The following is a 24927-nucleotide window of genomic DNA, read 5'->3' as shown; positions in this document are numbered from 1 at the left end:
TCAGGCGACGTTGCCGCAGCTTCTTGCATCGCAGCGATTTCCCGCCGACAACCGCTGGATGACGGCGGAAACGCTCACCTACGCCATCGGCGACATCCACGGCTGTGCCGACCTCCTCGACCGCCTGCTGGAGCGCATCGAGTCCCACGCGGGGGATCGCGCGAAAAAACTCGTCTTCCTCGGCGATTACATCGACCGCGGGCCCGACAGCGCCCGGGTGGTCGAGACCCTGCGCCGCCTGCAATGGCGGGCGCCGGACGACGTGGTCTGCTTGATGGGCAACCACGAGGAGATGCTGCTGAAGAGCCTTCACGAGCCCGGCGCCCTCGACCATTGGGTCTATAATGGCGGCGCCGAGGCGCTCGCGTCGTTCGGGGTTTCGGGGCCGGAGGAACTGCCCGGCGAGGTGCTGGACTGGATCGAGGCCCTTCCGACCCTGCACGAGGATGCGCAGCGCTGGTACGTCCATGCCGGCTTCCGCTCCGACACCGAAGTGCCGGATTCGGACCGGCACACCCGCCTCTGGATCCGCGAGCCGTTCCTGTCCGAGGATCACGATTTCGGCCGACACGTGGTTCACGGTCACACGCCGCAGACCCGAGGCGGACCGGATTGCCGCCGCTTCCGCACCAATCTCGATACCGGCGCGGTCTTCGGCAACGCGCTGACGGCGGGCGTGTTTTCGGAGAGCCAAGGGCCGGCCGTTGAATTCCTGCGCGTGCCGGCCCGCTGAGGTGCCGATGCCGCGAGGGAGGACGATCTCGATTTCTGTGAGCGCTGAGGTTTCGTAACGGGACCCGCTTGAACCCGGCCGCGGCTCCCCGTCTAACGGGGATAACCGCGGCCGCTGGCGCTGCGGATCAGGAGACGACGTCCATGGATGCGCCCGCAAAGCCCCGCGACCGGACCGAGGAGAGGGCGATGGCCCGCCTCGCCCTGCGCTTCACCGATTGGGCCGAGAAGTGGTTTCCGGACGCCTTCGTGTTCGTGGCCATCGCCGTCGTCATCGTGGCCGGCGCCGCCCTCATCAACGGCGCGCCGGTCCAGGCGGTGACCAAGAGCTTCGGCGACGGCTTCTGGAGCCTGATCCCCTTCACCATGCAGATGGTCTTCGTCACCATCGGCGGCTACGTGGTGGCGACCTCCGCACCGGTCCAGGCGCTGATCGAGCGGATGGCGCTGGTGCCCAAGACCGGGCGCGGCGCCATCGGCTACGTGGCGCTGGCCACGATGCTCTCCTCGCTCCTGAGCTGGGGGCTCAGCCTGATCTTCGGCGGCCTGCTCGCCCGGGCGCTCGCCCGCCGCACCGACTTGCGGATGGATTATCGTGCGGCCGGCGCCGCCGCCTATCTCGGCCTCGGCGCCACCTGGGCGATGGGCCTGTCCTCCTCCGCCGCGCAGCTCCAGGCCAATCCGAAGAGCCTGCCGCCGGGCCTGCTGCCGATCACTGGCGTGATCCCGTTCAGCGAAACGATCTTCCTGTGGCAGTCGATCCTGATCACCGTGATCCTCGTGGTGATCTCGGCGGTGATCGCGGTCGCTTCCGCACCGGGGCGCGACACCGCGATGACGGCCCAGGATCTCGGCGTCGACGTGTCGAAGGAGGAGGCGAGCCTGCCCCCGCCGAAGCAGCCCGGCGAGTGGCTCGAACACGCGCCCGTCCTGACGGTGCTGATCGGCCTGCTGGCGGCCGGTTGGCTGATCCAGGAATTCGCGCGCCAGGACTGGATGATCGCGATCTCCAACCTCAACACCTACAACTTCCTGTTCCTGATGGCGGGCCTCGTCCTCCACTGGCGGCCGAAGCGCTTCCTGGCCTCGCTCGCCAAGGCGGTGCCCGCCACCGCCGGTATCCTGATCCAGTTTCCGTTCTACGCCGCCATCGCCGCGATCCTGACGGGCGCCAAGAACGCCGCCGGGCACAGCCTCTCGGACGTGATCGCCCACGCCTTCGTGGCCCTGAACACACAGGGAAGCTTCCCTCTGGCGATGGGCGTCTACTCGGCGCTGCTCGGCTTCTTCATCCCCTCGGGCGGCGGCAAGTGGCTGCTGGAGGCGCCCTACGTGATGCAGGCGGCCAATGAGCTGAAGGTGCATCTCGGCTGGGCGGTGCAGGTCTACAACGCGGCCGAGGCCCTGCCCAACCTGATCAACCCGTTCTTCATGCTGCCGCTGCTCGGCATCCTGGGGTTGAAGGCCCGCGACATCGTCGGCTTCAGCTTCCTGCAGCTCATCGTCCACCTGCCGCTGGTGCTGTTCCTGCTCTGGGCGCTCGCCTTCACGCTGGAATATCACCCGCCGGTGATGCCGGGCTGAGGCACGGTCAGGGGCGGCCCTGCGGCGGGCCGCCCATCACGATGAGACCGGCATCCAGGAGGCCGCGGGCCTCGTCGCCGCCGGTGGCGAGGATCGTGAAGCTGACGGGCCGCAGCGGGCCGCTGTCATGGCCGGTGCTCTTCTCCGACCAGTGGCTCGTGGCGAGCGAGGAGAAGGTGTCCGCTGGGAAGGCTTCCTTGAAGCCCGCGGTGCGCGCCCTCTCGGTGACGCGCGAGAGGAAACCCGTCGCCCGCACGCCGAGGCGAGCGGGAAGCCGGTCCCGCTCCGCCCACCACACGGTCCGGATCAGGCAGTGCCGCGTCTGGCCGTCGCGGCCCCAGGCGGCGACGTAGCGCGGCGACAGGAGCTCGACCGCCTTCTCCCGGTCCGGCGCGCGGGATGGGAGCTCCGCGATCGCCTCCCGGGACGCGGGCCGGGTGGCGAGCCCCTCGAACGGCGTGCGGCCGTGGCGGATGTAGCCGAGGCAATCCTCGAAGATCAGCCGCATGACGAGGGGTTCGTTCTCCTCGATCTCTGCGGCCTGGAGCGGAAGCGCCGCGAGGCTGATGGCGAGCACGAGCCAGCGTCTCAGCACGCGATCCTCCCTCGCCCGTGGCCCGTCTCAGCGCCGTGCGGGCACCAGCACAGCGACGGCCGCGAGGAGCCAGCCGGCCATCAGCACCACGCCGCCGCTCGGCGCCGCCATGGGAAACAGCGGCGTCCCGGCCAATGCCCGCAGGGCGAGATCGCCCGAGAACAGCGCGAGGCCGATCAGCAGCGCGGCGGCCGCGAGGCGGGCCAGGCCGGCGCGGATCGGGCCCGCTGCGGCGAGGCCCGTGAGCGCAAGCACGGCCGGCGCGTGGAACAGCAGGAACTGGGCCGCGGTCTTCAGGGTCTCGCCGCCGCTGGTATGGGCGGCCGCGGCGCTGGCTGCCACGCCGAGGCCGCCGGCCAGGGCTGCGAGCGCAGCGAGAACGCGGTCGAGGCCGGTCACGCGCCGCGCTCCTGTAGCAACCGGGCGATGCTGGCGCGCAGCTCCGCCACGCCGCGATCGTCGCGGCTCGAGGTCAGCAGCACCTCCGGATAGGCCGCCGGGCGCTTGGCGAGGGCCGCCTGGATGCCCGCGATGCGCCGCTCGATCTCGGACTTCTTGAGGGCGTCGCCCTTGGTCAGCACGATCTGGTAGGACACGGCCGCCTTGTCGAGCCCGTCGAGCAGGTCGGTGTCGATCGACTTCAGACCGTGCCGGGAATCGATCAGCACATAGACCCGCGCGAGGTTCGAGCGGCCCTTGAGGTAGGCGTGGATCAGCTGGGTCCAGGCTTCGACCTTGGCCTTCTCGACCGCAGCGTAGCCGTAGCCCGGCATGTCGACGAGCATCAGGCGCCCGCCGATGCGGAAGAAGTTGAGCTGCTGGGTGCGGCCCGGCGTGTGCGAGGTGCGCGCCAGGGTGTTGCGCCCGGTCAGCGCGTTGACGAGGCTCGACTTGCCGACGTTCGAGCGCCCGGCGAAGGCGATCTCCACGCCCTCCATCGGCGGCAGGGCGCCGAGCGCCGGCGCGGCGGCGGTGAACTCGGCCTCGCCCGCAAACAGCAGGCGGCCGGCTTCCAGCAGTCCGGGGGAGGGAGCGTCGGTGGCGGCTTCGGTCATCACGGATATCGCTTTACCCGCCGACGCCGTCCCGATGAAGCCGGGCGGGCTCGGCCCGGGCCGGAACGCAGCGGATCCCGGACAGGGCCGGGATCCGCGGGGTGGAGAGAGGGCTGTCGCGGTCAGCCCTTGGTGGCCGCGGCTTTCTTGTCGCCGCGTTTGAACATGCCCCTGATGTTGTCCCACAATTCCACCTTCACGCCGTTGCGGCGCATGATGATGTATTGCTGGATCACCGAGAGGGTGTTGTTCCAGGCCCAGTAGATCACGAGGCCGGCGGGGAACGAGCCGAGCATGAAGGTGAACACGATCGGCATGAAGGCGAAGACCTGCGCCTGGACCGGGTCCGGCGGCGCGGGGTTCATCTTCATCTGCACGAACATCGTGATGCCCATGATGATCGGCCACACGCCCAGATGGATGAAGTCGGGCGCGGCGAAGGGCAGCAGGCCGAACAGGTTCACGATGCTGGTCGGATCGGGCGCGGCGAGGTCCTGGATCCAGCCGAAGAACGGCGCGTGCCGCATCTCGATGGTGATGAACAGGACCTTGTACAGCGCGAAGAAGACCGGGATCTGGATCAGCACCGGCCAGCAGCCGGCCACCGGATTGATCTTCTCCTTCTTGTACAGCTCCATCATCGCCTGTTGCTGCTTCGTCCGGTCGTCCTTGTAGCGCTCCCGGATGGAGGTCATCTCCGGCTGCACAGCCTTCATCTTGGCCATGGAGACGTAGGAGCGGTTGGCGATCGGCAGAAAGAAGATCTTCAGGATCAGCGTCACGAGCAGGATCGAGACGCCGAAATTGCCGGCGAGATGGAAGAAGAAGTCCAGCGCCCGGAACATCGGCTTGGTCAGGAACCAGAACCAGCCCCAGTCGATCATCAGGTCGAACTGCTTGATGCCGAGCTCGCGCTCGTAGGCATTGATCTGGTTCACCTCCTTGGCGCCCGCGAACAGGCGCTGGGTGGTGGCCGAGGAGGCGTTCGGCGCGACCGTGACCGCGTCGCCGCGCACGGAGGTCTGGTAGACCTTGGTGGCGCCGTCGGTGCGCTCGGTGAAGGCGCCGGTGAAGGGCTTGTCCTGCTCCGGGATCGCGGCGGCGGCCCAGTACTTGTCGGTGATGCCGACCCAGCCGCCGGTCACGTTCGTCCAGGCCTTGCCCAGGGTGCCGGGACCGCCATAGGCGGGCTCCTTGGCGACCTTGTCGTAGGTGTATTCCTGCAGGCCGTCGTTGCCGAGCACGCCGATCAGGCCCTCGTGCAGCACGTAGTAGCCCTGGGTGTGCGGCTTACCCCAGCGCGAGACGAGGCTGTAGGGGAAGAGCGTGACGGGGTTGGCCGAGGTGTTCTCCACCTCGTCGCGCACCGTGAACATGAACTTGTCGTCCACGGCGATCATGCGCTTGAACACGAGGCCCTGGCCGTTGTCCCAGCTCAGCGTCAGCGGCTTGCCGGGGGCGAGCAGGTCGCCGTCGGCCTTCCACACCGTGTCGCCGTTGGGCAGCGGGCCGGCATTGGCACCGACCCAGCCGAACTCGGCGTAGTACGGGTTGGCGCTGCCGGTGGGCGAGAGCAGCACGATGCGCGGGCTCTCGTCGCTCACGGTCTCGTGGTAGTTCTTGAGGCTCACATCGTCGATGCGCGCGCCCTTGAGCGCGATCGAGCCGTAGAGCGCCGGCGTGTCGAGGCGGACGCGGGCGGAGCGGGCCAGGGCGTCCTCGCGCGAGACGGGGCCCTGTGCGGCGGTACCCGGCACCGTGCCGGGAACGGGCGCGTGGGGGCTGCCCTCCCGCGGACTCGGGGCCGGGATGCCGTCGGCCGTCTGCGGCGCGCCGGGCTGCTGTGCGGTCTGGCTCTGTGCCGCCTGTCGCTGCCGCTCGCTGGCCGGCCCGGTGACGAAGTAATGCCAGCCAAGCAGGACCACCAGCGACAAGGCGATGGCGACGAACATGTTCGTCTTGTCGTTACCCATCGGTCGATCCGTCAGGCGCCTTCGATGTGGAGGGAAAGGTGGACGTGCCGCCCGAGGCCGCGCCCCGACCGGAGCGTGAGCCGCCGCGTCCCGATCGGGGCGAGGGCGGCGATGAGGGCAGCTTGGACGACGGCGATCGGGCGGCGTCGCCGGAGCGCGGCGCGGCCGGGCGCGTCACCGAGTGAAGGGCGCGGCGCAGATCCTCGACGAGGCTCTCGAAGGGAGCATCGAGGGCAGGGCGTCGGGCGATTACCACGACATCCGCTCCGATCGAAGGAGCATCCGCCGCCACGGCAGCGACGGCGCTGCGCAGGCGTCGCCGGATCCGGTTGCGTTCGGTCGCATGCCCTACGCGCTTGGTGATGGTGAAGCCGAGAAAGAGCCCCTCGGCGGTCGCACCGTCGCGGGTCTCGTCGGGAGCGCGCAGGCGCCCCTGGGCGCTCATGCGTTCCGTATGGAAGCGTCGGCCCTGGGCGGCTGCCAGGAAATCCGGGCGCCGCCGGAGACGTCCGATCGTCGGCACGGGCGCTCCGATCCCGATTTGCGGGCTCGTGTTGCAAGACGCGGCGCCGGCGTCCGGCGCCACGGATTGTGTCAGGCCGAGAGGCGCTTGCGGCCGTGCGCGCGGCGGGCGGCGATGACCTTGCGGCCGCCGGCGGTCGCCATGCGGGCGCGGAAGCCGTGACGGCGCTTACGGACGAGCTTGCTGGGCTGGTAGGTTCTCTTCATGGTCGGTCTCCGGCGGTCGAGGTATCGACCCGGCGGCGCTTGCGATCAGCGCGCGGACCGTGTGTGAACCTCGAAATGGGATCTGCAAACGCGAAGGGCGCCCGGGACAGGGCGCCGCTTCGCAATGGCGCGGCTTATGGAGGAGGGGGCGCTGCAAGTCAATGTCGGCCTGCCGATGCGGCGCAGGACTTGGAACGGTGCTGCGGTCCGGTTCGATCATCGTCCTGCGTTTCCGATGCACGGCAACGCAGGCACGTGCGATCACGCCCCGCTGATCCCGGCGTCCGCAACATTTTCGAAGGCTCAGGCAGCGTTTAACGATGCGTTAACCTTTCTGTTTTAGAAAGAGATACATCCAGATTGTCTGGATCCTAATTAGGATCTCTGTCCAGTCTGTTTGATGCCTCCCTGTAAGACTCGTGACAGCCGCTCCTCTGGAGCGGCTTCTTTTTTTGGTGCCGAGCCCTGATCTCGGCATCGCTCCGGCGTCACGCCGTCCGCCGCCCCGTCGCCGTTAACGTTAAAAGGACGTGAACCCCCTCGCGGCTCGCGTTCGGCGCTACACTTGCCCCACTGGCTGCATTCGCACCGAAATCGTCCCACGGTGGGACAGATGGTTCGCTGGCGGTACAGGAGGCAGGATGACCGAGTTCGACGTCACGTTCCGGGACGACCGCGAGTGGGTGAGCTTCGGCGAGTCCTACGTGTCGTCGGAAGCCTTCAAGACCCTGTTCCGCGACGGCATGCTGCTGGTCGAGGAGACCGCGGCCTATCTCGACGGAGAGGGCAGGGCCGAGTCGCGGCTGATCTCGCGCGATGCCACGCTCGCCTATGCCAGCGAGAGCATGCGCCTCACCACCCGGCTGATGCAGATTGCCTCCTGGCTGCTGGTTCAGCGGGCGGTGTCCGAGGGTGAGATCTCCTTGAGCCAGGCGCAGGAAGAGAAGACCCGCGTCAAGCTCGCCGAAACGGACCGGGCCCTCCCTGAAGCCGGCGAGACCTTCGCCGCCTTGCCGCTCCGGCTTCAGGATCTCGTGCGCCGCTCGCGGCGGCTGCACGCGCGCATCCTCCACCTCGATGCGCTGATCAGCGAGGACCGTCCCGTGCCGGTGCCGCGGGAGAGCCCGGTGACCGCGCAGTTCGGGCGCCTGCGGGCGGCCTTCGGCGGAGAGTGAGTTTTCGGCCTTGAAAAGCAGTCCCCCGGGCGGTCGAGGCCGGAGCGGAACGGGGCGCGTGTCATCAAGCGGTGGCCGCGCCCGTTTTGATTCGCCCGCCCGCTTCCTGGGAGGCGCCGAACCGCACGCATACGAAAACGGCGCCGCAAGCGGCGCCGTTTCAACGACTCGGGCCAGAGCCCAAATCCCGAGAAATCACTTCTTGCCGAAGCCGAGGCCGGCGAAGCGGTTGTTGAAGCGCGAGACGCGGCCGCCGCGATCGAGCATCTTCTGCTCGCCGCCGGTCCAGGCCGGGTGCGTGGTCGGGTCGATGTCCAGGTTGAGGACGTCGCCTTCCTTGCCGTAGGTCGACCGGGTCTTGTACTCGGTGCCGTCGGTCATCACGACCTTGATGAAGTGGTAGTCGGGGTGCTCGGTCCCCTTGGCCTTGGCGGCCTCGTTCTTTGCCATGACGAATTCCTGAGGTAGCACGCCGACCGGCCCCGCCACTCAGGGGAAGAGCCAGGGGCAAAACATCGCGCGCATTCCGATGAAGGCGCGCCTATACCTCAGCCTCGGGCAACCGACAAGACCGCCAGGGGAGGGCGGATCGACCGTTGCGCGCGAAAGCGCGGCACAGAAGGCCGGCCATGATCTGTCCGCAGAGCGGGCACGAACTGGAAATCAACGCGCGCTCTGCTTATGCGATGGCCTGAAGGCGGCGACACGACCGACACGACAGCCGAGACAGAAGCGGCACAGGAGGGGACGAAACGATGTCGAGGAATGATGGCCCGCAGGCGTGACGCGTCGTCCGGCGCAAGCAACGACCTGCGGAACGACCCGCAGGCGGCCCTTCGGGGGCGGGCGCCGCTCGGAGCGCTCAAACCCCTGATTCCCTTCGCGAGCCGCTATCGGGGCCGCATCCTCGCGGCGCTGGTCTCGCTGATCGCGGCCTCCGGTGCGACGCTCGTCGTGCCGATCGCGATCCGGCGGGTGATCGACCATGGCTTCTCGCCGGAGGGGCAGGCGCTCATCAATTCCTACTTCGTGGCGCTGCTCGGCGTCGTCGCGGTGCTCGCGGTATCGAGCGCGGGCCGCTACTACTCGGTGGTAACGCTCGGTGAGCGCGTCGTGGCGGATCTGCGCTCGGCCGTCTTCGCCCGGCTGACGAGCCTCGATCCGACTTTCTTCGACAAGTCGCAGTCGGGCGAGATCGTCTCGCGGCTGACGGCGGACGCGACGCAGGTCAAGGCGGTGTTCGGCGTCTCGATCTCGATCCTGTTGCGCAACCTGTTCCTGTTCGTCGGCGCCGTCGCCATGATGGTCTGGACGAGCCCCGGCCTGTCGATCCTCGTGCTGGCCGCGATCCCGCTGATCGTCTTCCCGCTGATCCTGTCCGGCCGCGGCGTGCGGCGGCGCTCCCGCGCGGCGCAGGATCGGCTCGCCGACGCCTCCGCCTACGCGGCGGAGGCCGTCGGTGCCGTGCGCACGATGCAGGCCTTCGGCATGGGCCGCGCCACCGCCGCGCGCTTCGCCGACGCGTCCGAGAACGCCTATCGGGCCGCGCGAGCCTCGATCGTCGCCCGCGCCCTGCTCACGGGCGTGGCGATCTTCCTGATCTCGGCCTCGGTGGTCGGCGTCATGTGGTACGGCGCCAAGGGCGTGCTCGCGGGCACCACCACCGCCGGCCAACTCTCGCAATTCGTGCTCTACGCCGTGTTCGGCGCGAGCGCGCTCGGCCAGCTCTCCGAGGTCTACGGCGAACTCGCCCAGGCGGCGGGGGCCGCCGAGCGGCTCGGCGAGATCCTGGCTGCCGAGCCGGCGATCCGCTCCCCCGAGCACCCGCTCGCCCTGCCGAGCCCGGCCCGCGGCGCGGTCGCGTTCGAGGCGGTGCGCTTCCGCTACCCGACCCGGCCCGAACACGCGGCGCTCGACGGTGTCTCGTTCACCGCGGCACCGGGCGAGCGCATCGCCCTGGTCGGCCCCTCGGGCGCCGGCAAGACCACGGTGCTGCAACTGCTGCTGCGCTTCTACGATCCCGACGAGGGCCGCGTGACGATCGACGGCGTCCCCCTGCCGCAGGCCGATCTCGACGCGCTGCGCCAGCGCCTGTCGCTCGTGCCGCAGGATCCGGTGGTGTTCTCCGGAACGGTGCTGGAGAACATCCGCTACGGACGCCCGGGCGCCAGCGAGGCGGAGGTGGAGGAGGCCGCCCGGCTCGCCAATGCCGACGGCTTCATCCGCGCCCTGCCGGCGGGCTACGCGACGCTGCTCGGCGAGCGCGGCACCACCCTCTCGGGCGGCCAGCGCCAGCGCATCGCCATCGCCCGCGCGATCCTCAAGGACGCGCCGATCCTGCTCCTCGACGAGGCCACCTCGGCCCTCGATGCGGAGAGCGAGCGGGCCGTGCAGAACGCCCTCGACCGGCTGATGCAGGGCCGCACGACCCTTGTGATCGCCCATCGCCTCGCGACGATTCGCGCCGCCGACCGCATCCTCGTCTTCGACGGCGGGAAAATCGTCGAGGAGGGCACCCACGAGAGCCTGCTCGCCCGCGGCGCCCTCTACGCGCAGCTCGCGAGCCTGCAATTCGCCGACAGCTTCGAAGAGAGCGCCCGGGCGCGCGACCCGCGTCCGAAACACGCGGCGGAGTAGCGGCTGCAAGGGAGATTCATGGACCTCACCCGCTTCCCCCGCGTGGCGCTGACCGACGGGCCGACGCCGATCCGCTCGCTCGATCGGCTCTCGACCCATCTCGGGGCTGAGCTGAACGGCGTCCGCCTCTTCGTGAAGCGCGACGATGTCGGCCCGGTGGGACTCGGCGGCAACAAGCTGCGCAAGCTCGAATTCCTGCTCGGCCAAGCGCTGGCGGCGCGGGCCGACACGGTGATTACCGTCGGCGCGCTGCAATCGAACCACGCCCGGCTCACCGCCGCCTCAGCCGCGCGGATGGGACTCGCCTGCGAATTGTTCCTGACCCGCAGCGTCCCGCGGGAGGATGCCGACTACACCGGCAACGGCAACCGTCTGCTGCAGGACCTGTTCGGCGCCCGCGTCCACCTGCTGCCGGGCGAGGCCGATTCGCTGGCCCTGGCCGAGGCGCGGGCGGACGAGCTGCGGGCGGAGGGCCGGCGGGTCTCCGTCTTCCCATCCGGCGGGTCGAGCCCGCTCGGCTGCCTCGGCTACGCGGCCTGCGCCGCCGAGATCCTCGAGCAATCCGCCAATCTCGGTCTCGGCTTCGCCCGGATTGTCGTGCCGAACGGCAGTTCCGGCACCCATGCCGGCCTCGCCGCCGGGCTGGCCGCCGCCGGACGCGACCCGCACTTGGCGCAGTCCTACACGGTGCTCGCTCCTGAAGCCGAGGCGCGGGCGGCGACGCTTGCCCGAGCCCGCGACACACTCGCGCTGATCGACGGTGGCCACACACTCTCCGACGACGCCATCCGCGTCGACGGCGCCCATCGCGGACCCGGCTACGGCATCCCGACCGAGGGCATGCGCGAGGCCGTACGGCTCATGGCGCGCACGGAAGGGCTGCTGCTCGATCCCGTCTACAGCGGCAAGGCGTTCGCGGGGCTGCTCCACGACGTGCGGGCGGGCCTGTACGAGCGCGGTGCGCCTGTTCTGTTCGTGATGACCGGCGGCGTGCCGGGGCTGTTCGCGTATCGGAGCGAGTTTTTTAGCGGTTCTCTTTCAATGGTACCGCCGTGACGAAGTAGGCTGTATCATCGGAAATGAGGCGCCAGACTGTTCGCACAGTCGGCGAACGCCCATGGGGCGTCTGAAGCGGGCCTTCGTAGACGAGCTTCACGTCACCGAGGGGTGTCAGCCCCTCCCTGGCCAAGTGTTCGGGCTTGGCATGAGCAGGCAATGCTTGAGCCAAGACCTCCGGGGCGGAGATGGAAAAGCCGAACATCGCCAGAAAGCGCGCCTTGGATCCACCTTCGGGATGCGTCGAATTCAAGAGGTAATCGACGATTTTGTCCGAACTGATCGTGAAAGCCGAAGGCGATCGTGTCGGTCTGTTCAAGGCTTCAGGGTCAAGGCGCGCAGGGCGCTCGGAAGCACCGTCGCCAGACCCGCGACGGGCGTCGTGAATTCCACTTCATAGGCCGCGCCATCACGCCAGACGCCGACCACTGTCCCCTCGGATCCCGCCTCGACACGATCGCCGTCGTCGGTCGTCACCTCGGCCGTCAGGACGACGCGGTCGAGATCCTTGAAGACGGATCGCGGTGCCTGCTGACGTAGAGTGTAGAATGCTTCCACCGTCATGCGGAGAGAGTAGGCTGCACACGAATTTACGCAAGCGACGATCGAGGACCTCTCACCGCTCCGTCAGCTTCATCTCGATCCGGCGGTTGCGCGCGTAGGCCTCGTCACTCGTCCCCGAATCGAGCGGCTGGAACTCGCCGAAGGCGCCCGCGAGCAGCCGCTGCGGCGGGATGCCCTTGGTCCGCAGGTACTGCACGACCGCGATCGCGCGTGCCGCCGACAGCGCCCAGTTCGACGGGAACTGGGCCGATTGGATCGGCCGCGCGTCGGTATGGCCATCGACGCGCAGCACCCAGGGAATGTCGGCCGGAATCTCCCGCGCGATGTCGAGAATGGCCCCCGCGATCCGGTCGAGTTCCGGCTCGGCCTCCGGCTTCAGCGCCGCCGAGCCCGCGGCGAACAGCACCTCGGATTGCAGCACGAAGCGATCGCCGACGATGCGGACGTCGGTGCGGCTGCCGATGACTTGCCGCAGGCGTCCGAAGAAGTCGGATCGGTAGCGGGCGAGTTCCTGCACCCTCTGGGCGAGCGCCACGTTGAGGCGGCTGCCGAGCTCGGCGATTCGTGCTTGGCTCTCCCGGTCGCGGGATTCGGAGGCCGCCAGCGCATCTTCGAGCGCCGCGAGCTGGCGGCGCAGGGCACGAATCTGCTCGTTCAGCAGCTCGACCTGATTCTGCGCCCGCAGCGTCGCTCCGCGCTCGGCGGCGAGCTGCGCATCGACATCGGCGCTCTTGCCCTGGTCCGCCTCGTTCGCGTCCGCGAGCGCGCGGAGTCGGTCGCGCTCGGCCTCCGTCGCGGTCAGGGTGTTGCGCAGTCCGGCCGCCGCCTCTTCCTGTGCGCGGCGGCCCGAGCGTTCCAGCGCCAGCAGGTCGGTGAGGTCGGCGATCTGGCGGTTGAGGCGGTTCAGGACCGCGTCGCGGCCGGTCAATTCCTGCGAGAGGAAGAACTGCCCCACCACGAAGACGGTGAGCAGGAACACGACCGCGAGCAGGAGGGTGGCCAGCGCGTCGACATAGCCCGGCCAGACGTTCAGGCTGCGCTGCGAGCGCGCGCGAGCGGAGGCCATCTCAGCGCCCCGCCCGCTGGCGCAGCAGCGGCGCTGACCCTCGTGATTGCATGGTCTTCACGCGAACCGGCCTCCACTTCGCTCGGCCATGCTCCTAATTGACCTTCTCGCGCGCCAGCCGGTCGAGCACCTGCTTCAGCTCGCGCTCCCGGGCGGCCTGGGCCTCGACCCAGTCGCGGATCATCTGCTGCTCGGCCCGCATGTGCTGCACGAGGCCCTGGATGCCCTCGGCGAGATTGGTCATGGCCTGGGTTGCGCCGCGGCCTCCGGCGCCCTCGGCGATGACGCCGCTGAGGCGGTCGACCGCGGCCTGCAGGTCGCGGGCGATGGCCGGGTCGTGCTCCGGCGCGCGCCGCGCGGCGACGGCCGAGACCTGCGTCTGCTCCTCTCCGGAGACGAGCCAATCTTCGAGTTCGTTGTGGAAGCGGGAATGCGCCTGACCCGCCTGAAGGTCGAGAAAGCCGACGATCAGCGAGGAGGCGAGGCCGAACAGCGAGGCGGAGAAGGCGAGGCCGATGCCGGAGAGCGGCACCGCGAGCCCGCTCTTGAGTTCGTCGAACATCACCGCCGCATCGCCGCCCCCGCGCATGCCGCCGATTACCGAACCCACCGCCGAGAGCGTCTCGATCAGGCCCCAGAAGGTGCCGAGCAGGCCGAGCAGGATCAGGATGCCGGCGATGTAGCGCAGGATCTCGCGGCCCTCGTCGAGGCGGACGGCGGTGGTGTCGAGATGGGCGCGGGTGCTCGACAGCGTCACGCCCTCGCGCCGGGCCGCGATGGCGGGGAGCAGGGGCGCGAGCAGGCTCGGACGGTCCTTCGGATTCTGCCCGGCGGCGACCGCATTGACGTAGCGCACCTCGCGGAACAGCCGCGTCACCTGCCCGAAGGCGAGCAGCACCGCGATCAGCAGCACGCCGAGGATCAGCCCGTTCAGGCCGGGATTGGCGAGGAAGGCCGGGGTGATCTGCTTGTAGAGGACGAAGGCGAGGAAGCCCGCGAGCGCCAGGAACACCAGCATCCGCACCAGCGTCATGCCGGGCTTGGCCAGGGGAGGCGTGTCGAGGGACGCGGAACGGGCCGCCATCGGGTCCATACTCGTGTTGGGCCTGACGCCGGGATCGGCGGCACCGCTGTGACAAAACCGGCGGCACTCTGGCGGCTCGGCCTGCCGCGATCAAGTCACAGTGCGGCGGCGCCCGACGCGCGCCGAGGCGGCCTCAATCCCACTCGCGCGGCCAAGTCTCTTCCAGATGCGGCCCGAGCCGGACCGCCCAGACGCGCTTGGCCAGCCCCGTCGCATCGTCGGTCTCGACCGCGACGCCGCACAGGGTGCCCTCGCCGGTGGCCGCTTCGAGGCGCGAGCCCGGCGTCTTCTGCAGGAAGCGGCGCACCGGCTCGTCCTTCTGCATGCCGAGGATCGAGTCGTAGTCGCCGCACATGCCGGCATCCGAGAGATAGGCGGTGCCGCCGGGCAGGATGCGGTGGTCGCCGGTCGGCGCGTGGGTGTGGGTGCCGACGACAAGGCTGGCGCGGCCGTCGAGGAAATGCCCCATGGCCTGCTTCTCGCTGGTCGCCTCCGCGTGCATGTCGACGATGACCGCGTCCGCCGCCGCCCCGAGCGGGCAGGCTTCGAGTTCCCGCTCGGCCGCGGCGAAGGGATCGTCGAGGGGATCGAGATAGATGCGGCCCATCACGTTGACGACGAGCACGCGGGCGCCGCGGGCCGTCTCGATCACGGTGGCGCCGCGGCCGGGGGTGCCGGGCGGGTAGTTCGCCGGCCGGATCAGCCTGGGCTGGCGGGCGATGAAGACGAGGGCCTCGCGCTGGTCGAAGGAGTGGTTGCCCAGGGTCACCGCATCGGCGCCGGCCTGGAGGATCTCGTCGCAGATCGACTCGGTGATGCCGAAACCGCCGGCGGCGTTCTCGCCGTTGATCACCACGCAGTCGAGGCGCCAGCGCTCGCGCAGGCCAGGCAGCCGTTCGGTGACGGCATAGCGGCCGGAGCGTCCGACGATGTCGCCGAGGAAGAGGATGCGCATCGTGAGGAAGATCTAGCTTTGCCGGAGCGGTACGGGGCCGGTCTCGGTCACGAGATGGTCGAGGGGGCGGTCGTGCGGCTCGGCCGGGACGCGGGCGATCTCCTGCACGGAGAAGGCGATGCCCACCGTCAGCACGGGGCCGTTCTGCGAGAGCCGCTCGATCGCCTGATCGTAGTAGCCCGCGCCGTAGCCGATGCGCTGGCCCGTCCGATCAAAGGCGGCGAGCGGCACGATGAGGGCGGTCGGGTCGAGTGGGGGCAGGTCGTCGCGGGGCTCGCTGAGGCCGAAGCCGCCTTTCACCAGTTCCTCGCCCGCGCGCCATTCGCGGAAGACGAGTCCCTGCTTCGTGACCTTCGGCAGCGCCACCCGCTGGCCGCGGGCGAACAGGCGCTCGATCAGCGGGCGCGGGTCGATCTCGGAGCGGATCGGCCAGAAGGCACCGACGAGCGGCGCCTCCGCCAGTTCGGGAAGGCCTGCGATGATCTCGGCGGCGCGCAACGAGCCGGCGGCGCGGGCCTCGGGCGAGAGTGCGTCGCGGCGGCCGAGCGCCTCGGCGCGGAGGCTCGCCTTGAGCGAGCGTTCGGGGGAAGAGTGCGGAGCCACCTGAGCCGTTGGAGTGTCGATCCCGGGAAACCTACAGAGTAGGTGGGCGCCGTGTTGGCCAGGTCCACGGACGAGGCCAGTGACAGCTCCCGAGGGAGTCGATAAGGCCCCGGGGAAAGTTCTCCTGACGAACTCTGCAGCCCCGCCCGCCAGAGATAGACGCGCGGCGGCCCTTGCGCCAGGGGCTGACCGCGTCATGCCGGAGAAAATCGAAGCCGGCGCGATGATCCGGCCGTGAAACGCCCGCCGGCCCGGTCAATTGCCGCGGTCGGCCTCGCCCTTGCCGGAGGCATGCCCGGTCGGCTGACCCGACAGGGCCCGGGCGAGCCGGTCGATCCGCTCGGCGGCGACGCCGACGCCGCCGGCGAGCCGCGCCTGCTCGGCGGCGCCCTGGGCCGCGTTCCGCTCCAGATCGGCGATGCGCCGCCGGGCCTCGTGCAACTCGTCGGCCAGCGTCAGCGAGGCCATGACGTGCAGGCGCATGTCGCCGATCTCGCCGAAGGCACCGCGCATCTCCGTGATCCGGTCGTCGAAGCTCTTGGCGAGGGCGGAGAGATGCTCCTCCTCGCCGGGGCCGCAGGCCATGCGGTAGCTCTTGCCCGCGATGGTGACGTTGACGTGCGGCATCCGTGATGAACCTGACTCGAACTCAGCGGCCGGCGGAGCCGGACAGGACGTCTTCCACCGTCTCGATGGCGCGATCGAGGCGGCGGTTGACCTCGCCGGTGGTGCTCGTCATCCGGGCGAGACGGGCGCCCGCCGCATCGAGTTCGGCGGCGAGCCGGACCCGGTCCTCCTCGAGCAGGGCGAACTCGGTCTCCCGGTCGCCGCGGCTGCGCTCGGCCTCGAGCTTGCGGGCCACCGCCGTTTCCAGCAGCGCGAGCGCCGTGTCGAGCCGGTGAAGCGCCTCCTCCAGGCCGGCGTCCGGTCCCTTTGCCTGCTCCTTCACCTGCAACGTCTTCGAATCGGTTCGCGCCATGGTCACCCGTCGGTTGCCGCTTCGCCGGAGCCTGCCACGGAACGCGTCCGGCGCCGTGGCGGCCAGAACGCAAACGGCCGACGGCGGAAGGACTTTCGCGGTACTCCGAATCCTCGCGGTCGACAGGTTTCAGCCAAGAGCATTCGAAATTCCAGCCAATTCACAGGCCTACCCCCGATCTTTGACAGCCCCGGACGCCATGTTAGAGAGCCGGCGCCCGGCCTCGATCCCCCGGCGCGGGGCCGCCCAACGGAATCCCAAAACCGTGACTCTCCCCGGCTCCCCGCTCAGACCGTCCGCCGACCGGACGGGCGCGGGCTGCCGCACGGTTCATCCCCGGTTCAGTGCCGCCCCGCTTGGAGCGGTCGCATCGTCATCGGACGCCGCTGGCGAAGGCCGCCGGCGGGCCCGACCTGTTTCCCATCGGCGCGCGGGTGCGCCCCATTACGAAGGAGTCACGCCGTGACCGTCAAGGTTGCCATCAACGGGTTCGGCCGCATCGGCCGCAACGTGCTGCGCGCCATCGTCGAAGCCGGTCGCACCGACATCGAGGTCGTCGCCATCAACGATCTCGGCCCGGTCGAGACCAACGCTCACCTGCTGCGCTACGATTCCGTGCACGGCCGCTTCCCGGCCGAGGTCGCGGTCGAGGGCGACGACATCGTCATCAACGGCCGGCGCATCCGCGTCACCGCCGTGCGCAATCCGGCCGAGCTGCCCCACCGCGATCTGGGCGTCGACATCGCGATGGAATGCACCGGCATCTTCACCTCGAAGGACAAGGCGGAGGCCCATCTCGACGCCGGCGCCAAGCGCGTCCTCGTCTCGGCCCCCGCCGACGGCGCCGACCTGACGGTCGTCTACGGCGTCAACCACGACCGGCTCACGGGCGACCACCTGGTGGTCTCCAACGCCTCCTGCACCACGAACTGCCTCGCCCCGGTCGCCAAGGTCCTCGACGAGACCGTCGGCATCGAGCGCGGCTTCATGACGACGATCCACTCCTACACCAACGACCAGCCCTCGCTGGATCAGATGCACAAGGATCTCTACCGGGCCCGCGCCGCGGCGCTGTCGATGATCCCGACCTCGACCGGCGCGGCCAAGGCCGTCGGCCTCGTGCTGCCGGAGCTGAAGGGCAAGCTCGACGGCACCGCGATCCGCGTGCCGACCCCGAACGTGTCGGCCGTCGATCTCGTCTTCACCGCCAAGCGCGCGACCTCCGTCCAGGAGATCAACGACGCGATCAAGGCCGCCGCCTCCGGCCCGCTCAAGGGCGTGCTCGGCGTGACCGACCGCCCGAACGTGTCGATCGACTTCAACCACGATCCGCACTCGTCCACCTTCCACCTCGATCAGACCAAGGTCATGGACGGCACCTTCGTGCGCATCCTGTCCTGGTACGACAACGAGTGGGGCTTCTCGAACCGCATGGCCGACACCGCCGTGGCCATGGCCAAGCTGATCTGACGCTCTAGCTACGCTTCCACGGGAGCGGCCGACCGATCGGTCCGGCCGCTCCCGATTGCCTTCGAGTTCCCTTAGGCGAGCCCGACTCGCCGAAGATCCAAGGTGCGTATGCGATGACCGAGACTTCGCCGGCCAAGCCTTCCGGGAGCGGTTTCATTCCACCCGCGACCCCGTCCTCCCCTGCGCCGTCTTCCCCCGCGCCGTCCGCCGTGACGACACCCGCTCCGGCAGCCCCGCCGACGAGCGCCGGCAGGACCGAGCCGCCCGCCACCGTCAACCACGCCGACCAGCTTGCCCGCATCGAGGACAAGACCGCGCGCATCGAGGACAAGTACGCCCGCTCGGAGGCGCTGCTCTCGCGCGTCGAGGAGAAGGTCGAGTCGGCCTCGACCCGGATGAACGACGCCGCCCGTCAGGCCGACCTCTCCTCGCTGCGCAGCGAAGTCCGCACCCTGTCCGACCGGGTCGGACGCCTGCCCGGGACCGGGGCCCTGGTTCTGACCGCCATCATCACCGCCGTGCTCACCGTCGCGCTGATGGTCGCGGTCCAGCGGCTGAACCTCGACCGGATGCTGCCGCACAGCGTCGGCGGACAGAGCCAGACGGCTCCCGCCAATCCCCCGGCCTCCAACCCCTAAGAAGCGATCTGACGCCGCCATGACGGACTTCCGCACCCTCGACGATGCCGGCCCGCTGAAGGGCAAGCGCGTGCTGCTGCGCGTCGATCTCAACGTGCCGATGGAGGGCGGTCGCGTCACCGATGCGACCCGGATCGAGCGCGTGGTGCCGACGATCCGCGAGATCGCCGATCAGGGCGGGCGGGTGATCCTGCTGGCGCATTTCGGCCGTCCCAAGGGCAAGGCGGACCCGAAGGACTCGCTGAAGCCGCTTCTGCCGACGCTCTCCGAGAAGCTCGGCCGGCCGGTGGCCTTCGGGGAGGATTGCGTCGGCGAGGCGGCGTCCAAGGCGGTCGCCGCGCTGAAGGACGGCGATGTGCTCCTCCTCGAGAACACCCGCTACCACGCGGGCGAGGAGAAGAACGAGGCGGAGTTCACCAAGGCGCTCGCGGCCAACGGCGACGTCTACGTCAACGAGGCGTTCTCCGCCGCTCACCGGGCGCATGCCTCCACCGAAGGCCTCGCCCGTCTGCTGCCGGCCTATGCCGGCCGCCTGATGCAGGCCGAGCTCGATGCTTTGACCAAGGGGCTCGAATCCCCGGCCCGCCCGGTCATCGCCATCGTCGGCGGCGCCAAGGTCTCGACCAAGATCGACCTCCTCGAAAACCTCGTCGCCAAGGTCGACATGCTGGTGATCGGCGGCGGCATGGCCAACACCTTCCTGCACGCTCAGGGAAAGGATGTCGGTAAGTCGCTGTGCGAGAAGGATCTCGCCGAGACGGCCCAGCGCATCCTGGTTGCGGCCAAGGAGAAGAACTGCACCATCATCCTGCCGGTCGATGCGCTGGTGGCCCGCGAGTTCAAGGCGAACGCCGAGAACGAGACCGTGACGGTGGATGCCGTGCCCTCCGACGCGATGATCCTCGATGTCGGCGCCTCCTCGATCGCCACCATCGACGGTGCCATCGACGAGGCCCGCACGCTGGTCTGGAACGGTCCGCTCGGTGCCTTCGAGCTGACGCCGTTCGACACCGGTACGGTGGCGGTGGCCCAGCACGCGGCGGCCCGCACCAAGGCCGGCCAGCTCGTCAGCGTCGCCGGCGGCGGCGACACCGTGGCGGCCCTGAACCATGCGGGCGTCGGCGAGGACTTCTCCTACGTCTCGACCGCCGGCGGCGCGTTCCTCGAATGGCTGGAGGGCAAGGAACTGCCCGGCGTCGAGGCGTTGCGGGCGCAGGGCTGATTCCACGGCCGGAACCCTCTCCCCTCCGCGGGGGAGGGGGCCTTGCTCATGCGAGGCGGGAGAGGGGCCGGTTCAGGTCCTGCCGCAAACGGCGATTCCCTCACCCGCTGAGGGGAGAGGAAGCACGGCACGGCTTGCGCCCAAGTTTTTCACGGCCCCGCGCAGGCTGACGGCGCGGCGGCACCTATATTGGTCTGAGCAAGGGACCAGCCCGGCTCAAGGCCGCATCGCACGAGGATCGAGACATGGCACGCATCACCCTCCGGCAGCTCCTCGACCACGCCGCCGAGTACGGCTACGGCGTGCCCGCGTTCAATCTGAACAACATGGAGCAGGGGCTCGCCATCATGGCGGCGGCCGATGCCACCGACTCGCCGGTCATCCTCCAGGCCAGCCGCGGCGCGCGCGCCTACGCCAACGACGTGGTGCTCGCCAAGCTCATCGACGGCCTCGTCGAGATCTATCCGCACATTCCCGTCTGCATGCATCTCGACCACGGCAACAACGAAGCCACCTGCGCCACCGCGATCCAGTACGGCTTTACCTCGGTGATGATGGACGGCTCGCTCAAGGCCGACGGCAAGACCCCGGCCGACTACAACTACAACGTCGAGATCACCCGCAACGTCACCAAGATGGCCCATTGGGCCGGTGTCTCGGTCGAGGGCGAGCTCGGTGTGCTCGGCTCGCTCGAGAGCGGCCAGGGCGAGGCCGAGGACGGCCACGGCGCCGAGGGCGTCCTGTCCCATGACCAGCTCCTGACCGACCCGGACGAGGCGGTGAAGTTCGTGGCCGCCACCAAGGTCGACGCGCTGGCGGTGGCCATGGGCACCAGCCACGGCGCCTACAAGTTCACGAGGAAGCCCGACGGCGACGTGCTCGCCATGAACGTGATCGAGGAGATCCACCGCCGTCTGCCGACGACCCACCTCGTCATGCACGGCTCCTCCTCGGTGCCGCAGGATCTGCAGGACATCATCAACCAGTACGGCGGCCAGATGAAGCCGACCTGGGGCGTGCCGGTCGAGGAGATCCAGCGCGGCATCAAGCACGGTGTGCGCAAGATCAACATCGACACCGACAACCGCATGGCGATGACCGGTCAGATCCGGAAGGTGCTCTCCGAGAGCCCGGCCGAGTTCGATCCGCGCAAGTACCTGAAGCCCGCCATGGAGGCGATGACGAAGCTCTGCAAGCAGCGCTTCGAGGAGTTCGGCACCGCCGGCAACGGCTCGAAGATCCGCCCGATCTCGGTGGCCGAGATGGCCAAGCGCTACGCCAGCGGCTCCCTCGACCCGAAGATCGACGCCTGATCCCCATGCCCGAATCCGACGCAGCGCCGCGGCCCCGCCTCGCCCTCCTCACGCCCTACGGCCTCGGCGCGCCCGAGGCCGAGGCGACCGCCGCGGCGCTCGATGCGGCCTGTGCCGCGGGCGACGTGGCGGCGGTGATCCTGCGGCTGGCGGCTGCCGACGAGCGCAGCCTCGTCAATCTCGTGAAGCGGCTGGCGCCGTCGGCACAGGAGCGCGGCGCGGCGGTGCTCGTCAGCGTGCCGGGACTCACCGGCGACGTCGTCTCCGTCGCCGCCCGGGGCGGAGCGGACGGGGTGCATCTCGACCGGGCCGATGAGGAGACCCTGCGCGATCTGCGCGGGCGCCTGCGCGATGGCCGGATCCTCGGAACCGGCGGCGTCCTCGGCTCGCGGGATGCCGCGATGGTCGCGGGCGAGACCGGCGTCGATTATCTGATGTTCGGCGGTCTCTTCCCCGACGGTGCCGCTCCCGAGTTGCAAGAGGTGCGCGAGCGCGCGGCGTGGTGGGCGGAGATCTTCGAGACGCCCTGCATCGCCGTGGCGACCGCCGCCGAGGATGTTGCCGCGCTCGCGGGAACGGGCGCCGAGTTCGTCGGGCTGGAGAGCGTCTTGTGGCGCGACGATCCCGAAGCTGTGCGGGCCGCGCAGGCGCAGCTCGACGGGGCGCGATGATCGTTTTCGATGTGAGGACCGGGGCGGTGTCGGTCGAAATCCTCTCCCTTCTGCGGGGGAGGGGGTTCGAAGCCCCGGCGGCTGAGGACAGGGGCGGTGTCGGACGTCGCGCCCGGCCTGCGAGCCACCGCCCCTGCCTGAATCCGGGCGCCCCTCGCTCGAGCTTCTTCGAAGGCCACCGTGCCTTGCGGCTGGAGGCAGCAAGGGGGCTCGCGGGATCGAAGCAGGCCATGGCCCGAGCCGTTTTCCTCGCGGCCTTCGGCGCCTTCGCCCTCCTCGCGCTCGGCGCCGGCGGGGTGCATGCCGCCCCCAAACAGCCGGCGACGAAGGAGCCTCCTGCGCAGACGCCGGCCAATGCGGGCCAGGCCAAGCCGAACCAGCTCGATCTGAAGCGCGAGCTGCCCTCGCCGTACTCGGCCAACGCGCAGGGAGCGCAGCCGACGACCGCGAACCCGAATGCCGACGCGGCCTACGGCGCCTACCAGCGCGGACGCTACGTCACCGCCTTCCGCGAGGCGACGAGGCGCATCGAGACGAACCCGAAGGACGCCGCGGCGATGACGCTGCTGGGCGAGCTCTACAACCAGGGCCTCGGGGTCAAGCAGGATCCGAAGCGCGCCCACGAATGGTACCGGCTCGCCGCCGCGCAGAACGATGCCAACGCCATGGCCTCCCTCGGCCTGATGGCGATGGACGGACGCGGCCAGCCCAAGGACGAGAAGGCCGGCCGGGTCTGGCTCGAACAGGCGGCGCGCAAGGGGCAGCCCAGTGCCAGCTACAACCTCGCGCTGATCCAGCTCGCCAGCGACAAGCCGGCGGATCTGGCCGCTGCTGTGGCCAACTTCCGAACCGCGGCCGAGGCCGAGGTTCCCGCCGCACAATACGCGCTCGGGGTGCTCTACCTCCAGGGCAAGGGCGTGCCCAAGGACACGACCCAGGCCGCGCAATGGTTCCGCCGCGCCGCCGACAACGGCGATCTCGGGGCGGAGGTCGAGTTCGCGATCCGCCTGTTCAACGGCGACGGGGTTCCCAAGGACGAGGCCCGGGCCGCCCGCTACTTTTTGCACGCGGCCCAGCGCGGCAACGCCATCGCCCAGAACCGGATCGCCAAGCTCTACGTCGCCGGCCGCGGCGTGCCGAAGAACCTCGTCGAGGCGGCCGCCTGGAATCTCGCCGCCGCGTCGCAAGGCCGGTCCGATGCCGGCCTCGATCAGGCGACTGCGGGCCTGAACCCGGACGAGCGCAAGCGCGCCGAGGTGCTGGCGGCGGATCGGGCGAGCCTCTCACCGTAGCGACGAACGGCCGATGCGCTCGGAAGCACGACGCCGGACCGGGGCGGGCGTGTCTGGCGACGCCCGCGCGATGATGTGACTTTCGCGCGAGCCGGCGTCCGCCTACAACCGCCCGTCAGGAGCCCGAATGCCGTCCAGCCTTCTTCGCCGCAAGCCCTTGCAACTGGAGCCCGGCGGGGAGCGGCAGCTGGTCCGGACGCTGAGCTGGCCCCACCTCATGGCGCTCGGCGTCGGGGCGATCGTCGGCACCGGCATCCTCACGCTGATCGGCGTCGGCGCGGCCAAGGCTGGGCCGGCGGTGATCCTGTCCTTCGCCGTCGCCGGAGCGATCTGTGCCTGCGCTGCGCTGGCCTATGCCGAGATGGCGACGACGATTCCGGTCTCGGGCAGCGCCTATACCTACAGCTACGTCGTGCTCGGCGAGGTGCTGGCCTGGATCATCGGCTGGAGCCTGATTCTCGAATACTCGCTCGTGGTCAGTGCGGTCGCCGTCGGCTGGTCCGGCTACGCGGCGCCGCTCTTGGAAAGCTGGCTCGGCGTTCCGACCGCCCTGATGCGGGGACCGGAGGCGGGCGGCATCGTCAACCTCCCGGCGGTCGGCATCATCGTCGTGGTCGCCGTGCTGCTCCTGCGCGGCACGCGGGAGAGCGCCACGGTCAATGCAGCCCTGGTTCTGGTGAAGATCGCCGCACTCGTCGTCTTCGTCGCCTTCGCGCTGCCGGCCTTCGACGCCACCCATCTCGAACCGTTCGATCCGTACGGCTTCCCCAAGCGCGTGGGGGCCGACGGCGTCGAGCGCGGCGTCATGGCTGCGGCCGCGATCATCTTCTTCGCCTTCTACGGCTTCGACGCCATCGCCACCGCCGCCGAGGAGACGCGCAACCCGGGGCGCGACCTGATGATCGGGATCGTCGGCTCAATGGCGGCCTGCGTCCTGATCTACGTCGCGGTGGCGGTCGCGGCGGTGGGGGCCGTGTCCTATACCCGGTTCGCCGACAGCCCGGAGCCGCTGGCCCTCATCCTGCGCGAGCTCGGGCGCCCACTGGTGGCGCAATACCTCGCGGCCTCGGCCGTGATCGCCCTGCCCACCGTCATTCTCGCCTTCTTCTACGGGCAGAGCCGGATCTTCTTCACCATGGCCCGCGACGGGATGCTGCCGCAGGGCCTGGCTCAGGTCTCGTCCACCGGCACGCCGGTGCGGATCACCCTCTTCACCGCCGCCGTCGTGACCGTGCTCGCCGGGTTTGTTCCGCTGGGAGAACTCGCGGCGCTCGCCAATGCCGGAACGCTCGCGGCGTTCGTGGCGGTCGCCGCCTGCATGCTCGTGATGCGCCTGCGCGATCCCGACGCGCCGCGCACCTTCCGCGCGCCGGTGCCCTGGCTCATCGGACCGGTCACGATCCTGGGCTGCGGCTACCTGTTCCTCAGCCTGCCCGCGACGACCCAGCTCTGGTTCGCGATCTGGAACGTGTTCGGGCTGGTCTTCTACGCGCTCTACGGCCGCAAGCACGCCGTCGCCGCGGCCGGATAGCCG

The 24927-nt window shown here is 69.7% G+C and carries 27 protein-coding genes and 1 other RNA gene; 12 read left to right on the top strand and 16 right to left on the bottom strand.

The window, feature by feature from the left end; all coding sequences use genetic code 11:
• Nucleotides 1-58 precede the first annotated feature (58 nt).
• Both HNR01_RS16650 and HNR01_RS16645 read left to right on the top strand, forming a co-directional pair.
• The gene (locus HNR01_RS16650; RefSeq protein WP_183668722.1) at nucleotides 59-733 is read left to right on the top strand and encodes a metallophosphoesterase family protein; all 675 of its coding nucleotides are present in this window, start codon (nucleotides 59-61) and stop codon (nucleotides 731-733) included.
• A gap of 143 nt (nucleotides 734-876) precedes the next feature.
• Nucleotides 877-2316: a short-chain fatty acid transporter gene (locus tag HNR01_RS16645; protein ID WP_017485678.1), complete on the top strand. Its 1440-nt coding sequence runs from the start codon at nucleotides 877-879 to the stop codon at nucleotides 2314-2316.
• A gap of 7 nt (nucleotides 2317-2323) precedes the next feature.
• On the opposite strand, the gene HNR01_RS16640 is transcribed toward HNR01_RS16645, so the two are convergent.
• From HNR01_RS16640 to rpmH, 6 genes are all read right to left on the bottom strand, one after another.
• Nucleotides 2324-2911 carry a hypothetical protein gene (locus HNR01_RS16640; RefSeq protein WP_183668720.1) on the bottom strand — a complete coding sequence of 196 codons (588 nt, stop codon included), beginning with the start codon at nucleotides 2909-2911 and terminating at the stop codon, nucleotides 2324-2326.
• Nucleotides 2912-2938: 27 nt separating this feature from the next.
• Nucleotides 2939-3310 carry a DUF423 domain-containing protein gene (locus HNR01_RS16635; RefSeq protein ID WP_183668718.1) on the bottom strand — a complete coding sequence of 124 codons (372 nt, stop codon included), beginning with the start codon at nucleotides 3308-3310 and terminating at the stop codon, nucleotides 2939-2941.
• Complete coding sequence (yihA, locus tag HNR01_RS16630) at nucleotides 3307-3966, bottom strand: ribosome biogenesis GTP-binding protein YihA/YsxC (protein ID WP_183668716.1); 660 nt, start codon at nucleotides 3964-3966, stop codon at nucleotides 3307-3309. Before yihA ends, HNR01_RS16635 begins: the two co-directional genes overlap by 4 nt.
• 122 nt (nucleotides 3967-4088) lie before the next feature.
• Nucleotides 4089-5939 carry a membrane protein insertase YidC gene (yidC, locus tag HNR01_RS16625; RefSeq protein ID WP_017485682.1) on the bottom strand — a complete coding sequence of 617 codons (1851 nt, stop codon included), beginning with the start codon at nucleotides 5937-5939 and terminating at the stop codon, nucleotides 4089-4091.
• A complete protein-coding gene (rnpA, locus tag HNR01_RS16620; protein ID WP_183668714.1) occupies nucleotides 5932-6462 on the bottom strand; it encodes a ribonuclease P protein component in 531 nt (176 codons plus the stop codon). Before rnpA ends, yidC begins: the two co-directional genes overlap by 8 nt.
• Before the next feature lie 71 nt (nucleotides 6463-6533).
• Entirely contained in the window at nucleotides 6534-6668 is a 135-nt protein-coding gene (gene rpmH, locus HNR01_RS16615) for a 50S ribosomal protein L34 (protein WP_012253788.1), read from the bottom strand.
• Nucleotides 6669-7309: 641 nt separating this feature from the next.
• Between rpmH and rcdA the strand changes: the two genes are divergently transcribed.
• A complete protein-coding gene (rcdA, locus tag HNR01_RS16610) occupies nucleotides 7310-7843 on the top strand; it encodes a protease adaptor protein RcdA (protein WP_017485684.1) in 534 nt (177 codons plus the stop codon).
• Nucleotides 7844-8038: 195 nt separating this feature from the next.
• Here the strand turns inward: rcdA and rpmE are convergent, their stop codons facing one another.
• The gene (rpmE, locus tag HNR01_RS16605; RefSeq protein ID WP_017485685.1) at nucleotides 8039-8293 is read right to left on the bottom strand and encodes a 50S ribosomal protein L31; all 255 of its coding nucleotides are present in this window, start codon (nucleotides 8291-8293) and stop codon (nucleotides 8039-8041) included.
• Between the two features lie 318 nt (nucleotides 8294-8611).
• Here rpmE and HNR01_RS16600 point away from each other — a divergent pair, with 318 nt between their 5' ends.
• Complete coding sequence (locus HNR01_RS16600) at nucleotides 8612-10480, top strand: ABC transporter transmembrane domain-containing protein (protein ID WP_183668908.1); 1869 nt, start codon at nucleotides 8612-8614, stop codon at nucleotides 10478-10480.
• Between the two features lie 18 nt (nucleotides 10481-10498).
• Nucleotides 10499-11536 carry a D-cysteine desulfhydrase family protein gene (locus HNR01_RS16595; RefSeq protein WP_183668713.1) on the top strand — a complete coding sequence of 346 codons (1038 nt, stop codon included), beginning with the start codon at nucleotides 10499-10501 and terminating at the stop codon, nucleotides 11534-11536.
• Here HNR01_RS16595 and HNR01_RS28145 read toward each other — a convergent pair.
• The 9 genes from HNR01_RS28145 to HNR01_RS16555 form a co-directional block, all read right to left on the bottom strand.
• Nucleotides 11505-11789: a DUF6883 domain-containing protein gene (locus HNR01_RS28145; protein WP_376770935.1), complete on the bottom strand. Its 285-nt coding sequence runs from the start codon at nucleotides 11787-11789 to the stop codon at nucleotides 11505-11507. The two genes, HNR01_RS16595 and HNR01_RS28145, sit on opposite strands and share 32 nt — an antisense overlap.
• A gap of 62 nt (nucleotides 11790-11851) precedes the next feature.
• Entirely contained in the window at nucleotides 11852-12100 is a 249-nt protein-coding gene (locus HNR01_RS16590; RefSeq protein ID WP_183668711.1) for a DUF4926 domain-containing protein, read from the bottom strand.
• Nucleotides 12101-12152: 52 nt separating this feature from the next.
• On the bottom strand, nucleotides 12153-13166 hold the full coding sequence (locus HNR01_RS16585; RefSeq protein ID WP_183668709.1) for a peptidoglycan -binding protein: 1014 nt from the start codon (nucleotides 13164-13166) through the stop codon (nucleotides 12153-12155).
• A gap of 94 nt (nucleotides 13167-13260) precedes the next feature.
• A complete protein-coding gene (locus HNR01_RS16580; RefSeq protein ID WP_183668707.1) occupies nucleotides 13261-14250 on the bottom strand; it encodes a MotA/TolQ/ExbB proton channel family protein in 990 nt (329 codons plus the stop codon).
• A 133-nt stretch (nucleotides 14251-14383) separates the two neighbouring features.
• Nucleotides 14384-15205, bottom strand: a complete 822-nt coding sequence (locus HNR01_RS16575; protein WP_017485690.1) for a TIGR00282 family metallophosphoesterase — start codon at nucleotides 15203-15205, stop codon at nucleotides 14384-14386.
• 12 nt (nucleotides 15206-15217) lie between these two features.
• A complete protein-coding gene (locus HNR01_RS16570) occupies nucleotides 15218-15808 on the bottom strand; it encodes a 5-formyltetrahydrofolate cyclo-ligase (RefSeq protein ID WP_183668705.1) in 591 nt (196 codons plus the stop codon).
• Nucleotides 15798-15954, bottom strand: a non-coding RNA gene (ssrS, locus tag HNR01_RS16565) — 6S RNA. The genes HNR01_RS16570 and ssrS overlap by 11 nt, the downstream gene beginning before the upstream one ends.
• Before the next feature lie 109 nt (nucleotides 15955-16063).
• Entirely contained in the window at nucleotides 16064-16435 is a 372-nt protein-coding gene (locus HNR01_RS16560) for a cell division protein ZapA (protein WP_153875165.1), read from the bottom strand.
• A 22-nt stretch (nucleotides 16436-16457) separates the two neighbouring features.
• The gene (locus HNR01_RS16555; RefSeq protein ID WP_017485693.1) at nucleotides 16458-16787 is read right to left on the bottom strand and encodes a DUF4164 family protein; all 330 of its coding nucleotides are present in this window, start codon (nucleotides 16785-16787) and stop codon (nucleotides 16458-16460) included.
• A gap of 462 nt (nucleotides 16788-17249) precedes the next feature.
• Here HNR01_RS16555 and gap point away from each other — a divergent pair, with 462 nt between their 5' ends.
• From gap to HNR01_RS16520, 7 genes are all read left to right on the top strand, one after another.
• Complete coding sequence (gene gap / locus HNR01_RS16550; RefSeq protein WP_183668703.1) at nucleotides 17250-18257, top strand: type I glyceraldehyde-3-phosphate dehydrogenase; 1008 nt, start codon at nucleotides 17250-17252, stop codon at nucleotides 18255-18257.
• 113 nt (nucleotides 18258-18370) lie between these two features.
• A complete protein-coding gene (locus HNR01_RS16545; protein WP_183668701.1) occupies nucleotides 18371-18895 on the top strand; it encodes a hypothetical protein in 525 nt (174 codons plus the stop codon).
• Between the two features lie 19 nt (nucleotides 18896-18914).
• Complete coding sequence (locus HNR01_RS16540; RefSeq protein WP_017485696.1) at nucleotides 18915-20117, top strand: phosphoglycerate kinase; 1203 nt, start codon at nucleotides 18915-18917, stop codon at nucleotides 20115-20117.
• A gap of 245 nt (nucleotides 20118-20362) precedes the next feature.
• Nucleotides 20363-21430 carry a class II fructose-bisphosphate aldolase gene (gene fba, locus HNR01_RS16535; RefSeq protein WP_017485697.1) on the top strand — a complete coding sequence of 356 codons (1068 nt, stop codon included), beginning with the start codon at nucleotides 20363-20365 and terminating at the stop codon, nucleotides 21428-21430.
• A 5-nt stretch (nucleotides 21431-21435) separates the two neighbouring features.
• Nucleotides 21436-22101, top strand: coding sequence for a thiamine phosphate synthase (locus HNR01_RS16530; RefSeq protein WP_183668699.1), 666 nt, complete (start codon nucleotides 21436-21438; stop codon nucleotides 22099-22101).
• Between the two features lie 230 nt (nucleotides 22102-22331).
• Nucleotides 22332-23393 carry a tetratricopeptide repeat protein gene (locus HNR01_RS16525; RefSeq protein WP_183668697.1) on the top strand — a complete coding sequence of 354 codons (1062 nt, stop codon included), beginning with the start codon at nucleotides 22332-22334 and terminating at the stop codon, nucleotides 23391-23393.
• Nucleotides 23394-23520: 127 nt separating this feature from the next.
• Nucleotides 23521-24924, top strand: a complete 1404-nt coding sequence (locus HNR01_RS16520; protein ID WP_183668695.1) for an amino acid permease — start codon at nucleotides 23521-23523, stop codon at nucleotides 24922-24924.
• Nucleotides 24925-24927: the final 3 nt, after the last annotated feature.

The organism is Methylorubrum rhodesianum (genome assembly GCF_014199985.1).
Lineage (GTDB): Bacteria > Pseudomonadota > Alphaproteobacteria > Rhizobiales > Beijerinckiaceae > Methylobacterium > Methylobacterium rhodesianum.
Note: the sequence above shows the minus strand (reverse complement) of the source record. Positions and strands in the feature narration are given on the sequence as shown.